The 13,223-nt window shown below is 42.3% G+C and carries 12 protein-coding genes; 3 read left to right on the forward strand and 9 right to left on the reverse strand.

All coding sequences use genetic code 11. The features are described from left to right. Positions 1–13: 13 nt before the first annotated feature. The 4 genes from ACRRMM_RS15405 to ACRRMM_RS15420 all read right to left on the reverse strand — a co-directional run bounded on the left by ACRRMM_RS15405 (position 14) and on the right by ACRRMM_RS15420 (position 4,825). Positions 14–1,246 carry a PucR family transcriptional regulator gene (locus ACRRMM_RS15405; protein WP_017358555.1) on the reverse strand — a complete coding sequence of 411 codons (1,233 nt, stop codon included), beginning with the start codon at positions 1,244–1,246 and terminating at the stop codon, positions 14–16. Between the two features lie 125 nt (positions 1,247–1,371). Beyond that, the gene (gene pruA, locus ACRRMM_RS15410; RefSeq protein ID WP_007498254.1) at positions 1,372–2,919 is read right to left on the reverse strand and encodes an L-glutamate gamma-semialdehyde dehydrogenase; all 1,548 of its coding nucleotides are present in this window, start codon (positions 2,917–2,919) and stop codon (positions 1,372–1,374) included. Between the two features lie 23 nt (positions 2,920–2,942). After that, complete coding sequence (locus ACRRMM_RS15415; protein WP_007498256.1) at positions 2,943–3,860, reverse strand: proline dehydrogenase family protein; 918 nt, start codon at positions 3,858–3,860, stop codon at positions 2,943–2,945. Between the two features lie 161 nt (positions 3,861–4,021). Then, positions 4,022–4,825, reverse strand: coding sequence for a nucleotidyltransferase domain-containing protein (locus ACRRMM_RS15420; protein ID WP_083693041.1), 804 nt, complete (start codon positions 4,823–4,825; stop codon positions 4,022–4,024). Between the two features lie 60 nt (positions 4,826–4,885). Here ACRRMM_RS15420 and ACRRMM_RS15425 point away from each other — a divergent pair, with 60 nt between their 5' ends. Next, positions 4,886–5,200 carry a hypothetical protein gene (locus ACRRMM_RS15425; protein WP_008342068.1) on the forward strand — a complete coding sequence of 105 codons (315 nt, stop codon included), beginning with the start codon at positions 4,886–4,888 and terminating at the stop codon, positions 5,198–5,200. A gap of 70 nt (positions 5,201–5,270) precedes the next feature. Here the strand turns inward: ACRRMM_RS15425 and ACRRMM_RS15430 are convergent, their stop codons facing one another. Beyond that, positions 5,271–6,233 carry an acetylxylan esterase gene (locus ACRRMM_RS15430; protein WP_017366583.1) on the reverse strand — a complete coding sequence of 321 codons (963 nt, stop codon included), beginning with the start codon at positions 6,231–6,233 and terminating at the stop codon, positions 5,271–5,273. A 210-nt stretch (positions 6,234–6,443) separates the two neighbouring features. Here ACRRMM_RS15430 and ACRRMM_RS15435 point away from each other — a divergent pair, with 210 nt between their 5' ends. Further along, complete coding sequence (locus ACRRMM_RS15435) at positions 6,444–7,229, forward strand: carbon-nitrogen family hydrolase (protein WP_428828761.1); 786 nt, start codon at positions 6,444–6,446, stop codon at positions 7,227–7,229. Between the two features lie 198 nt (positions 7,230–7,427). Here ACRRMM_RS15435 and ACRRMM_RS15440 read toward each other — a convergent pair whose 3' ends face one another. Then, positions 7,428–8,333 (reverse strand): LysR family transcriptional regulator, encoded by a 906-nt coding sequence (locus ACRRMM_RS15440; RefSeq protein ID WP_129548440.1) that lies wholly within the window; start codon positions 8,331–8,333, stop codon positions 7,428–7,430. Between the two features lie 117 nt (positions 8,334–8,450). On the opposite strand from ACRRMM_RS15440, the gene ACRRMM_RS15445 reads away from it, so the two are divergent. Next, complete coding sequence (locus ACRRMM_RS15445) at positions 8,451–9,224, forward strand: class I SAM-dependent methyltransferase (RefSeq protein ID WP_017366580.1); 774 nt, start codon at positions 8,451–8,453, stop codon at positions 9,222–9,224. A 229-nt stretch (positions 9,225–9,453) separates the two neighbouring features. Here ACRRMM_RS15445 and ACRRMM_RS15450 read toward each other — a convergent pair whose 3' ends face one another. From ACRRMM_RS15450 to ACRRMM_RS15460, 3 genes are all read right to left on the reverse strand, one after another. Further along, entirely contained in the window at positions 9,454–10,830 is a 1,377-nt protein-coding gene (locus ACRRMM_RS15450) for an MFS transporter (RefSeq protein ID WP_024718969.1), read from the reverse strand. 120 nt (positions 10,831–10,950) lie between these two features. Further along, complete coding sequence (locus tag ACRRMM_RS15455) at positions 10,951–11,958, reverse strand: LacI family DNA-binding transcriptional regulator (RefSeq protein WP_017358562.1); 1,008 nt, start codon at positions 11,956–11,958, stop codon at positions 10,951–10,953. Between the two features lie 77 nt (positions 11,959–12,035). Further along, a complete protein-coding gene (locus ACRRMM_RS15460; RefSeq protein ID WP_060832059.1) occupies positions 12,036–12,983 on the reverse strand; it encodes a dihydrodipicolinate synthase family protein in 948 nt (315 codons plus the stop codon). Between the last annotated feature and the right edge of the window lie 240 nt (positions 12,984–13,223).

The raw sequence follows: 13,223 nt of genomic DNA on the forward strand, positions 1-13,223 counted from the left end.
GCGGAGTCCACGCCTATTGATCTTTTTTCATCAGCATCAATTCAATAAATAACTCACATCGCTGGCTAAAATGACTTAAATCAATAGACGTCATTTCAAAAATTTGTTTCATTCGATAGTTTAGTGTATTTTGATGAATAAACAACTGCTCTGCAGCTGGTTTTAGCTTGCAATTATTCAATAAGTAGACCTCTAAGGTTTTTAAAAATGATGTTTGGCTGTCACGGTCTTTTTCCTTTAGGCGCAACAAATCTGGATTAAAGTCGTTTTTCTTTTTTTGGTGACTGTAAATCGAGTCTAAGAACCGGAAGACCCCCAAATGCTCGTAATCGTATGGAATCAATTCCTGTCCGCCGACAATCTTCACTGCTTTCACGACTTCTATCGCTTCAAATCGACTTGTGCTCATTTTCATGACATCTCGATATTCTCTTCCCATCCCAATATATAAAGGAGATGGGTGTGTATGCGTTTTCGATTGAAGATGGGCGACGACATCCGCAGCGGTCGCTTTTGGTGAGTGGCGATCTGACAAACTGCCTAATATCACGACGATGTCTGCTTGCACAGAGTAGACATGATTGACCTTGTCTTCTAGCTGTAAATAGGTTCTAATCACATCCTTCACATCTTCTGCCGTCTCACTTTTGTTATCGGCGGCATGAACAACCATCACAGTAAAGACAGCTGGCAGTGGAATGCTTAAATTCTCAGCTTCCCATTTTAGCTCTTCTTCTGTATAAAAATGATCATCCATGACCTTTTTGAAGAACTCTTCAATCTTGCCTTCCTTTTTCTCCAACTGTTTCTTATTTTTATAAATAACTTTTCCAACCTGAAACGATGCCTCATGTAAGAATTGCAGCTCCTCTTGAGAGAGAGAATCTTCAATGTCCTGCACCCAAATAAAGCCGACAACCTCTTGCTTGTGCTTGGCGCTCACAGCTACTCGTCGATTAAACCCGAGCTCCTCATGACCATTCACATAAAAAGGATTTGAATCTGTATATAGCTGCTCAATGACCCCTGTTTTTTTTAACCAATCCACCACAGCACCCGGACATTCCTTTGAGAAAATGGTTTGCTGATTGACTGGGTCGAACTGCTGGATGCTGTAAGAATTATAAGCAAGCAGCTGACATTCAGTACTTTCTAAAATGACTGGTTTCTTTAAATAACCACTAATAAATGCAATTAATTTATCGACATCAAAAAATGTATGAAGCTTTTCTAATATCTCTTCCATCCCGATTGCTCCCTGAATAAGTGATACATTTATCATACTTCTTTCCAGTCATATTTGTATAGAAACAAGTCGTAGACAGGTAAAAAAAGCATGAACTCGCCTGCACGAGTTCATGCTTTTCCATATTAAAACATTTCGCTGATCGTTTTGGCCTGCATGTGCAGAGCAAGATAATCTGGTCCGCCTGCTTTTGAATCAGTTCCTGACATTTTAAAGCCGCCAAATGGGTGGTATCCCACAATCGCTCCCGTACAGTTACGGTTAAAGTAAAGGTTCCCGACATGGAACTCCTGCTTCGCACGGTTGATGTGATCACGATTATTTGTAATGACCGCACCGGTTAGCCCATATTCTGTGTTGTTGGCTACTTCAAGCGCCTCATCAAAGCTTGAGACTTTTGAGAAAGCTAGGACAGGTCCAAAGATTTCTTCTTGCATTAAACGAGATGTTGGCTCTAGATCTGCAAACACGGTTGGATGAATGAAGTACCCTTCTGAATCATCACTTGTTCCGCCAGTGACTAGACGGCCTTCTTGCTTGCCAATCTCGATATATTCTGTGATCTTGTCAAAGGAAGCTTGATCAATGACAGGTCCCATGTAAACATCAGCTGATAACGGATTCGCTGTTGTTTTCGTTTCTGTGATTTCCTTCACTCGCTCAACGACTTGGTCATACAGTTTCTCGTGGACGACTGCCCGAGATCCAGCTGAACATTTTTGACCTGAGAATCCGAAGGCTGATGTGAAAATGGCGTTAGCGGCTAATTCGACATCTGCATCCTCATCTACAACCACGGTATCTTTACCGCCCATTTCAGCAATGACACGCTTTAAATGCTGTTGTCCTGGCTGTACTTTTGCCGCACGTTCAAAAATACGTGTGCCCACTTCTCTTGATCCAGTGAATGTAATAAGGCTTGTTTTCGGATGATCTACTAAGTAATCTCCAACTTCTGCTCCGCTACCTGGCACGAAGTTGACAACACCTTTCGGAAGACCTGCTTGCTCCAGTTCTTCTACAAAGCGGGCAGCAATGACAGGCGTCGCACTTGCTGGTTTTAAAACAACTGTATTCCCAGTGACGATTGGCGCTACTGTTGTTCCTGCCATGATCGCAAACAAGAAGTTCCATGGTGGAATGACAAGCGTCACGCCAGTTGGTGTGTACACATATTGATTGCGTTCCCCTTCGCGGCTGTTCACCGGTTTGCCTTTCGCAAGCTCTAGCATTTGACGGGCATAATACTCTAGGAAGTCAATGGCTTCTGCTGTATCTGCATCCGCTTCATTCCAAGGCTTCCCTGCTTCTTTTACGAGAAGGGCTGAATACTCATGCTTTTTACGGCGAATGCTTGCCGCAGCGCGGAATAAGACGCCGGCTCTTTCTTCTGGAGACGTGTAGCGCCATGTTTCAAACGCTTTTGCTGCAGCTTGAATCGCTTGCTCTGCCTCTTCTTTCCCAGCTTTTGATACGGTACCCACGACTTCTTCCTTCTTCGCTGGATTGATCGAGACAATCTTGTCTGTTGTTTCGATTCTTTCTCCATTAATCACAAGCGGGTAGGTTTGCCCAAGCGATTCTGTTACTTTGGCTAATGCTTGTTCAAACGCTTGGCGATTTTCTTCCTGGCTAAAATCCGTGAATGGTTCATGCTTGTAAGGTGTTGTCATCTTTGTCACGCTCCCGTTTCAAATTATTTTCTCGTCATCCCTTTTAAAGCAAATGCAATGTTTGCCGGTCGTTCTGCAAGGCGTCTCATGTAGTAGCCATACCACTCTCGTCCATACGGGGTGTAGACCCTCATTTGATAGCCTTCCTTCACGAGTGCTTGCTGCGTTTCTGATCTCATGCCATACAGCATTTGAAATTCGAACTGATCTGTCTGTATATTGTGTTTTTTCACAATATGTTTCGTAAATTCGATCATTTGATCGTCATGTGTCGCAATGGCTGTATAATTCCCTGAGAGTAACTGCTTTTCGATCAGCTTCTTGTAATTCTGATCGACGTCTTTTTTGTTTGGATACGCCACTTCGGCAGATTCCTTATAGGCACCCTTTACAAGTCTTAAAAATGGCTGCAACTCATTTAGGTCATCAAGATCTTGTTCTGTTCTGTACAAATACGCCTGCAAAACCGTACTGACATACTCATATTGAGATTTCATTTCTTTAAAAATGTCCAGCGTTTTTTGACAGCGCTGTTCATCCTCCATATCAATTGTCACCATAATACGGTGTTTCTCGGCCGTATCTAAAATGCTTTTCATATTGCGATACACAAGGTCATCGTCAATATCTAAGCCAAGCGATGTCATTTTAAGTGAGACGTGGGAATTGAGTCCCGCCTCTGCAATTCGCTGAATGGTTTGAATACACTCATTCGTCCGCTCATTTGCAATCTCTGCCTTTGTGACAAACTCACCAAGGTGATCAACCGTTACGGCCATACCTTGATCGTTTAATCGTTTGATGACAGGGATAGCGCTCTCAAAATCCTTCCCACCGATGATTTTCTTTGATGCAACAGCACTTCCCCAATTACGAGCAATATGGTTCAAGAGACTGCTCTTTGACAAAAACAAGAAGAAATTTCTTGTGACCGACTCCATAAAGGGCACCTCCCACTCTTTGTAAGCTATGTCTTTATTGTAAGGCTCATGAGCTGTCCGCTACAATATTTGAAGATGACAAAAATTCTGACTTTTTTTGTGGTTTTATCACAATAGGTGATAAAAAAAGAGTCTGCCGCTATCCGGCTGACTCTCCCCTCCTACGCCCACACCTCATCAAGGGTAGACTGCAAAAGCTCATTTAATTCTTGCATCAGATTGTCCTTCGGCTGATTGTAGCTTTTCACCAATTCATCAAAACGAGCCAGCTCTTTGTCGATAAATGGATGGACATGTACAAGGCGGTCCTCTAAATCCATTTCTTCTCCGTCCATTTTACGTTTGAGCAGTTCGTGAATTTCTGTTAACAGCGGGCCTTCCTCCACTAGCTCCTTGAGTAATTCATGAAAGTCCATTGGTGGAACTGTTCGATAACGTTCAATCCACTGACAGGCAAGCAGCGGACGAAGCACATAGAAATACTTCTTGATTCGCACCTGCTCTCCTCGTAAATGCCGGCTCTCATTCCGCTTCGCCATATTGAGGTAATGATACATCAAAGCCGCAGGGTAAAACGCTCGATCCTTTAATTCTCTTAGCTGCTTGGCTAGAGAGAAGGATTCAGCATAAATGATGTCAGAAGACAGCCATTCCATAATGGATGGATTCGATTTATTGAATAAACGCAACGCCTTTCGCAGCTCCCAGCCGCTTATATCAAGCATGTCATCAATTGGTCGTTCAATGACATCACGATGCTCTTCCATCGCCCAATACCATTCTTTCCGGGGAACGTATAAAAAGCGAACATCATAATCACTGTCAGTTGAAGGAAATCCCCATGCCCTGCTGCCCGATTCAACGGCGAGGCAAATCTTGACGTCATACGTTTCTTCGATGATTTTCAGCTCTTCCTTAATTCTTTCTCTCAAGTGTCCATCAACTCTTTCTATAGAATTCTGCATGACTTCTTCACCTTTTGGGAAAATACGAATAAGACATATATGAAAAAGGAGTTGGATCTGATGTCTATATCTCGCATTATGAAATGGATCACTGGGATTTTTGAAGCTTGCCTTGCTATCCCTGTGATCGGAGGTCTATTCGTTATCAGCAATGGCTATTCACCGCTCATGGTCATGCTTATTCTGCATATTATCACACTCGTCTTATCGAAGCGAGACCAAGGACCAATGATTGGAAGTATTATCGGCATTGTGACATCCTGCCTTGCCTGGATTCCGATTCTCGGATTCATCCTTCACATCATCACAGCCCTTGCCCTGATCGTTACAGCATTAGTACCTGATGAAAAAACAAGACAGAACACCAGTTATTAAGCTGAACGCTCCAATAGCTGAAAAAGACAAAGAGCTAAAATGAATGTCATTTTAGCTCTTTGTCATGCTCTTATGTTGATAGAAGTAAATGCTTTTGTAAAAAGGACAGCTTCTCTGTTTGAAAAGCAGGAATAAACTCGTGCCCAAAATATCGGTACACTTTCAGCTCTTTATCTGTTTCTAAATGATTGTATGCCGCAAACACGGTGGATGGCGGTGTCACTTGATCAATCAGACCGATCGCCATCAATGTTGGCTGTTTCACCCAGCCGGCTAAATTGATTAAATCAAAGTAACTTAATGTCTCAAATACCTTTTCTTCAGCTTCAGGATCACTGTTTCTGCGAAAGTATGAATTGATTTCTAAATAAGGCTGCTCCAAGGCAACATCAACTGCACGCTCAAAATTTGATAAGTAAGGATAGTCTGCCACAACGACTTTTGGAATATCTGAAAGGGCTGCGGCCGCAATCGCTAACGCACCCCCCTGACTTCCACCGATCACGCCGATACGGTGTTCATCTACTTCGGGGAAAGACTGAATGACTTCGAGTGCACGAACAGCATCTAGATAAACACCTCGATAATAGTACGTATCCTTCGATAAAATGCCTTTTGTCATCCACCCTAATGCATGCCCGCCTGGCGTCACTGATGTGTCTTCACTGCCACCTTGACCACGGACAAGCATTCCAAACGTCGCATAGCCATGCAGCGCCCAGTTGACGATGTCGTGAATGCCGCCGTCATAGCTGGCATTATAGCCATGAAAACGAACGAGCGCTGGATGCGGACCAGTTTGATCAGGCACAGCATAAAAGCCTTCAATTTTAGAATGTCCAAAGCTTTGATACGTCAGGCGGTACACCTTGACGCCTTTCACTGGATAGTCATAAGATTCAAGTGTTGGCTCTGCCTCCACTTGGTGCAGTTCTTCGAGCGATTTCTTCCAAAAGTCTGAGAAATCAGGACGTGCTGTTTTCTTTGGTTTATATTTTTTTAGCTCTTCTAGTGATAAATCGAACAATTGCATATCATACTATTCCCCTTTGTTTTATTAGTTATGAGTATCATACCACTCATTTCTTGATTGAGAAAGTCATTTAACAAAACCTTCTGACATTTCTATTGGCAAAGATGGCGGAAAGCTTTATGATAAAGAAACTGGCTTGAAGACTAGATGTTTCAGGCAATATCACCCGAACCATTCATTGCATGAAACGAATAAAGGAGGAAGACAGACATGAACATCGCCCTGATTCAAATGGACGTACAAATAGGAGAACCTGATGTAAACTTTCAGAAAGCAGAAGCATGTTTAGAAGAAGCCATCCGCCAACAGCCTGATTTGATTATTCTACCTGAAATGTGGAATACCGGCTATGCGCTGGAACAAGCGGATGAGCTTGCCGATGCAGATGGTGAGCGGACAAAAAAACTCTTCTCTTCCTTTGCTCGTCAGCACCAAGTGTATCTCATCGCTGGAAGTGTCTTGAATAAACGGACAACAAATGAAGATATCACCAACACGATGTATGTGTTTGACCGTCAAGGTGAGCTTTTGTTAGATTATGATAAAATTCATTTATTCCGCTTAATGGATGAACACAACTATTTAACCGCCGGTCATCAGCTTGGTTTATTTAACTATGATGAAGATGTCAAGATTGGCACCATGATCTGCTATGACCTCCGCTTCCCTCAGCTTTCTAGGACGCTCGTGAACAAAGGGGCGAAGGTGCTTGTTAATACCGCTCAATGGCCGTCAGCAAGAGTGGACCATTGGCGAAGTCTGCTCATCGCAAGAGCCATTGAGAATCAGTCATTTGTGATTGCGGTGAACCGGACGGGCACAAGCAGAGACACTGAGTTCCCTGGTCACTCCATGGTGATTGACCCGCTCGGACGCATTCTGCTTGAGACAAATGATGAAGAAGACATTTATTATGCAGACATTGATCTTCAGCTCGTAGATGAAGTGAGACAACAAATCCCCGTCATGACAGATCAGCGGCTGGATTTATATTAGAAAGCAGGGGGCTCCCCTGCTTTCAGCGTGTAGACAAACCCTCGCATTCGGTGTCAGTCCTGCGTGCCGGTGCTCACGAATGTCAAATTCGCTCCGCGTCGGTACTCGTCCTTCCTAAACTGCAAAAGTTTTCTATCACGCTGAAAAAAGGTAAAAGCAGGGGACTCCCCTGCTTTTTACGTTTGATTAAACGTTTGTTTAAGCTTTTCCTTGATTCTGTTGAAGGTCCATGAAGGCTTGAGCGGCTTTCGTTAAATATCTTTCTTCCACATATGCAAACACAAGTGTGCGGGTTGGGCATGAATCAATGTGTAAATAAGTGACTGCTTTGCTTTCCTCTTGTGCCACCATTTTCGGCACCACTGTCACCCCTAGCTCATTTTCAACCAATGCCTGAGCTGTTTGAATATGACTCGTTTCAAATGCAATCCTCGGCCGAAAACCATGATGACGGCACAGTTCCGTGACCACTTGCCGAAAGCCATATCCCTCTTTCAGCATAATAAATGGGGCATCTTCCAGAAGACGAAACGGGACAGACCCTTCTTGATCCGCTTGATTGATGATTTCATTCAGTTCATCTGTCAACCACGGTTGAGCCGTTTGCGGAATGGCGAGAAGAAGCGGCTCGGTCAGCATTTGTTTTGTTTTCAATGATTCATGCTCGACAGGCAAAGAAAGAATCGCCAGATCCAGTTTCCCAGTGAGTAAACGTCTTTCTAGCTCACGAGGCGATTCTTCTATCAAATGAACGTGAACATGCGGATACGTTTGACAATAGGTTTTTAATAAACTTGGCAGGACATATCCCCCTGTAACAGCTGGCGCACCGATCATCAGTTCTTTCCCCACCTCATAAGCAGCTTCCCCCATCTCACGCAATAAATCATCTCGTTCCTTCAAAATGGTTTCTGCTCTTTTGATCAATCGGTTTCCCTGAGGTGTAGGAGTGACTTGTCCATACTTCCGAATAAACAGGGGAGTATCTAATTCTTCCTCAAGTTTTTTAATTTGCTGACTTAATGAGGGCTGTGCAATGTGAAGTTTTTCCGCTGCTTTTGTAAAGCTTTGCTGCCGGTACACTTCCATGACATATTCCATCATTCGTATATCCACTTCTCTCACCTCATAGGTTTTAACTATTCATATCATATCTTTTATGTCTTAGACAAATCACGGGAAGAACCCTACGATAAAGAAACAACAAAAGGGGGTAAAGAAATGAATCCATATTCGAAAGCCGAGAAACAATTCTCACAAAATGCAGAGAACTACCGAGATTCACCCATCTTTGCAGCTGGAAAAGAGCTTGAATGGATGAAAACGGCGGCGAAGCCAAAGGGCGATGAGCATCTACTTGATATCGGCTGCGCGGCAGGTCATACCATTTTTTCCTTTTCAGACGTCATCTCTAAAGGAATCGGGATTGATGTCACACACAAAATGATCGAGGTTGCTACAGCACTTGCAAAAGAGCGCCAGCTGAACCACATTACGTTTGAGCAGGCATCCGCAGACGCATTGCCCTTTTCTGATGCATCATTTGATCTCGTCACATGCCGATTTGCTGCTCATCACTTCCCACATCTCCCGGCAGCCATGTCTGAAATCAGCCGAGTCTTAAAGAAAGGCGGCAAATTTCTACTTGTCGATCATTATGCACCTGAAAACCAAGCACAGGATGACTTTATTAATCATTTAAATAGACTGAGAGATCCCTCCCATGTGCGAGAAAGCTCGTTATCAGAATGGAAAGAGCTTTTCGCTGACAACCATCTGACGAAAGAAGATATCCGTTACTGGGATCTGCATATTGATTATCAGGACTGGATTATACGAGGACGTACACCAGAAAATGTTCAAAAGGAAATCGTTGCCCACCTTCATGCTGCAGACGATGAAACGAAACAGCTGTTTCAACTGCAATTCGACGAACATCGTCAGCCAATATCCTTTTGCCTAAAAGCCGCACTACTTCAAGGGATCAAACATTAAACTGATCGAAAAAGTCTACCCTAGCCGGTAGACTTTTATATTATGAATATACATTTCCACTATCTGATAGATATTACTTTTCATGTTCGTGACAAGGAGTGTTGATAATGTTTCTATTATAAGATAATTGAATTGAGGTAGGTTAGGCTTTTTCAAAAGTGTACGTAAATCCTCTGAATAAAAAAAGAACCTACCCTCTTTAGAATAAGTTCTTCACTGCATGCATCACTTACGGTGCAATATCCTCTAATACTTTCTCTCTCGTTTCGATCATTTTAAAAGCAAGAATTGCTCCCACTACAGTCACACTTGCAAAAAGAATAAAAATAGTTGAAACACCGCTCACCTCTAAAATAAAACCTATCATAATAGGAGCGATGGCTGAGGCCAGCCTAAGCCACGCTGTAGCAAATGCCGTACCAATTACCCTCATACGGGTTGGATAGATTTCAGGTGTATATAAATAGAGAAGAACTGTAATGGTCCCCATCATTCCGTAGGCAGCGGACCCTAAATAAATAACGCTTTCTGGAGAATTTGCTCCGCTGATCCATAAAGCCGTTAATAAAGCACCTGTTACGATAAATGCAATGGTTGCCCAGCGCTTCCGTCCTACTTTATCGATCAAAAATGCACAAGCGAATACCCCTATGGTCTGTAAAATATTTGTGAGAGAGGCTGCCCTTAATGAATCTCCAACTGGCAAATTGTAAACCGTATTATAAAGACTCGGTAACCAGTTATTTAATCCATTCGATACAAAGTAGGCAGAAAACCATAGTCCCCATACGATCAATGTTCTTTTACGATAAAAAGTAGAAAAGAGCTCTTTCCAGTCGCCTTTTTCAGTGCTGCTGGACACTTGCTTTGCAACAGGCATTCGTTTGTCCGTACTAGCTTCAATCTCTTCAATGATTCTTTCGGCTTCATCTAACCTGCCTTTTGAAATAAGCCATCTTGGAGATTCACGCAACATGAAAAAGAAGACAAAGACGATTAAACCGCCAATTCCACCAATCAAGAACATCCATTTCCACCCAAAGCTAGGTACAACAAATGCACCAATTTGAGCTGAGATCATTAATCCTAATGGAAAAATCATCTCATAGAGCATAAAAAATCTCCCTCTGCCTTGGGCCCGGGACAACTCATTGATATATGAGGCCGCTACTGGCACTTCTCCTCCTACTCCAATCCCCTGTATAAAACGAAAAATAAAAAGGGCCATAAAGTTACCTGAAAATACACATGCGATACTCATAATAGACATGAGAAATACAGTCCACTTTGCACTAAATACACGGCCACGTCTTTCTGCTAACCATCCAAAGAAAATAGCACCAATCGCTTGTCCGATATAACCAGACCCAATAAGAAGACCAATTTGAGCAGGTGATAAATTCCACATGCCGATGAGAACTGGGAGAACAAACGCTAAAGATAGTGCATCAAAAGCATCAAAAAAGGTAGCAGATCCCATAATGATACGAGGTTTTAAATGCCATCTCGAAAAAGGTACACTTTCCATCCTAGTCAATAGTTGTGAAGCTCTATCAACAACTTGCTCATCATGAGAATTTGAATTTCCGCTGAGTTCTAACGTCATGATATCTCCTCCTTAATAGAGGAAATGATGCAAAAGTACATGCTGATGAGCACAAAAGAAATCGCTTACATTTTAAATGAAGAGACATTCTAAAGCGATCATATGAGTTTTCAGCATCTATCATTTCTTTTTTGGCGTTCCCGTGGTGCCACGATCTACATAGTACATCGGGAAGATATGTTCCATCTTCTCTAACTGTTCTCCTTCTACTAACTGCGTTAGTAAAGAAACCGCTTTTCTTCCCATTCCAACTAAATCAACATGAACAGAAGATAAAGAAGGGGTTAGAAAACTTGCAATGGGCACATCATCAGCACCAACGACAGACAAATCATGAGGTATTGACACATTTGCGATATCTGCCGCTTTCATGACCCCTATCGCCAAAAAATCTGAAGAGCAAACAACTCCAGTCATGTGCTGGTTTCCTTGGAGAAATTGAGAAACCACTTCTACTACTTTTCCCCCATCAAATTCATCTAACTCAAACACAAGCTCTTTGTTCATTGTTAATCCTAAACTTTTCAGTGTACGCTCATACCCCTTGTAATACCTCACACTATGCATCGAACTCATTGGACCATTGACCAGTCCAATGGTTCGATGACCTTTATCAAATAAGGCCGTGACAGATTGGCACACACCTTCTTCATCATCAGGCCTGACACATGGAAATGGAGAATCCTCTAAGTAACTTCCGACAACGATAATGGGAATAGCTAAACTTTTTAACCAATCCATGCTCAATTCTTCATTTCTTGGAGAAAATAAAATAGCACCATCTACAGCCTGCGTTTCAAGTAATCGCTGCTGCTGTACAGATGTAAATGACATCAACATATTGAATTCAGTCTCATCTAATTCCTTCGCTATCCCATCTAAAATCGTCGAAAAAAATGGATTATTCAAAATATATGAACCACGAGGAACCACGACAGCAATATTGCCAGTCTTTCTTTTAACGAGCCCTCTAGCTCCTAAATTAGGACGATAGCCTAATTCATCAATCACTTGTTTGATTCTTTCAGCCGTTTGAGCACCTACTCCTGGTTTGCCACTTAATACTCGGGAAACAGAGGCGATAGATACTCCAGCTTTCAATGCGACATCTTTAATACTTACTGACACATTTCATACCTCCGGGAGTCTGTTGTTTTATACTCTATTATAACCTGACTCACCTTCATCATGAAATCAATGGTCTATTATTTACTAACGTTTTCCTTAAGTAAACCAACACTTTGAAGGCCCTGACGAATCTCTTCTTTTTCCTTTTGAGTTAAAGGTAATACTGGTTTCCTCGCAAGCGAACTGCTGATCAAACCTCGCTGGAACATCGCTTCCTTCATTCGCAGATGAGAGGTAGAGGAAGGTTCATCCATTTTATACACAGCATGCTTTAATTCAAAGATTCTATCGTACACTTTATTAGCCGCTACAAGGTCTTGTTCTTCCACACATTTCACAAGCTCAGCAATCAAATCTGGTACAAAACAGCCGAAACCTACAAGCGCCCCATCAATTCCTTGAACTAATGTTGGCAATAAATATTCATCGTGACATGTGAGCAACGATACATCTGGTGCATGCTTTTTCAGTGCGCGCACATCGACTTCATATTGCGCCATGTCTCTTTGACCGATTTTAAATGAGACAACGTTTGGAATCTCCGACATTTCTAATAATTGACTGGTTGTATAAGAGGTTTTTGTCCATGTTGGATACTGATGAACGATGATTGAAATGTCAATTGCTTCTGCAACATCTTTAAAGAATTGGACAGGTGACTCAGGCTGCATACCGAATCTCAGCCATGAATGTGGCGGCATAAGAAGAATACCTTCTCCACCAGCTTCCTCCACTGCTTTTGCATGCTGGATCGCTTCAATTGTCCCTTCAGCAGAAACCCCAGAAATGACAGGAATTTCTCCCTTTAATTCGTCGGCTGCAATACGCACAGCTTCAGCTCGTTCATGTGGCAGCAAAGTCATAATCTCGCCAGTATGTCCATTGACAACGATCCCATTAATCCCTTCGTGCCCCGCCACCCAGCGAACAAGCTTACGAAAAGCAGGTTCATCAATTGAATAGTCATCTTTAAAAGGAATTAAGACTGCCGGGAATACACCGCTCCATTTTTCTTTATTTTTCATCAACAAATTCCTCCCCATCCGTTATAGTAAACGTTTACGGTAAGCGTTTACGTTAATAATCATAGAATGATATAACCGAAGGTGTCAACCAGATTTTTAAAAATTATAATAATTCAAAAAACTATTATTGGAATTTAGATACTATTTTATTTTTTCAAAAAAAGAAAATGAGAGATATATGTCGTTTCCCGCATCAATCAAAAACCTCATCATCTTGACTTAGTTGTAGTCTAATCACCA

Source organism: Bacillus sp. XT-4 (genome assembly GCF_050864245.1).
GTDB classification, from domain to species: domain Bacteria; phylum Bacillota; class Bacilli; order Bacillales; family Bacillaceae; genus Bacillus; species Bacillus altitudinis.

Excerpts from the sequence above, each read along its gene's own strand:
- ACRRMM_RS15405 (WP_017358555.1), bottom strand. The coding sequence starts at position 1,246 with ATGGAAGAGATATTAGAAAAGCTTCATACATTTTTTGATGTCGATAAA.
- pruA (WP_007498254.1), bottom strand. The coding sequence starts at position 2,919 with ATGACAACACCTTACAAGCATGAACCATTCACGGATTTTAGCCAGGAA.
- ACRRMM_RS15415 (WP_007498256.1), bottom strand. The coding sequence starts at position 3,860 with ATGGAGTCGGTCACAAGAAATTTCTTCTTGTTTTTGTCAAAGAGCAGT.
- ACRRMM_RS15420 (WP_083693041.1), bottom strand. The coding sequence starts at position 4,825 with ATGCAGAATTCTATAGAAAGAGTTGATGGACACTTGAGAGAAAGAATT.
- ACRRMM_RS15425 (WP_008342068.1), top strand. The coding sequence starts at position 4,886 with ATGTCTATATCTCGCATTATGAAATGGATCACTGGGATTTTTGAAGCT.
- ACRRMM_RS15430 (WP_017366583.1), bottom strand. The coding sequence starts at position 6,233 with ATGCAATTGTTCGATTTATCACTAGAAGAGCTAAAAAAATATAAACCA.
- ACRRMM_RS15435 (WP_428828761.1), top strand. The coding sequence starts at position 6,444 with ATGAACATCGCCCTGATTCAAATGGACGTACAAATAGGAGAACCTGAT.
- ACRRMM_RS15440 (WP_129548440.1), bottom strand. The coding sequence starts at position 8,333 with ATGATGGAATATGTCATGGAAGTGTACCGGCAGCAAAGCTTTACAAAA.
- ACRRMM_RS15445 (WP_017366580.1), top strand. The coding sequence starts at position 8,451 with ATGAATCCATATTCGAAAGCCGAGAAACAATTCTCACAAAATGCAGAG.
- ACRRMM_RS15450 (WP_024718969.1), bottom strand. The coding sequence starts at position 10,830 with ATGACGTTAGAACTCAGCGGAAATTCAAATTCTCATGATGAGCAAGTT.
- ACRRMM_RS15460 (WP_060832059.1), bottom strand. The coding sequence starts at position 12,983 with ATGAAAAATAAAGAAAAATGGAGCGGTGTATTCCCGGCAGTCTTAATT.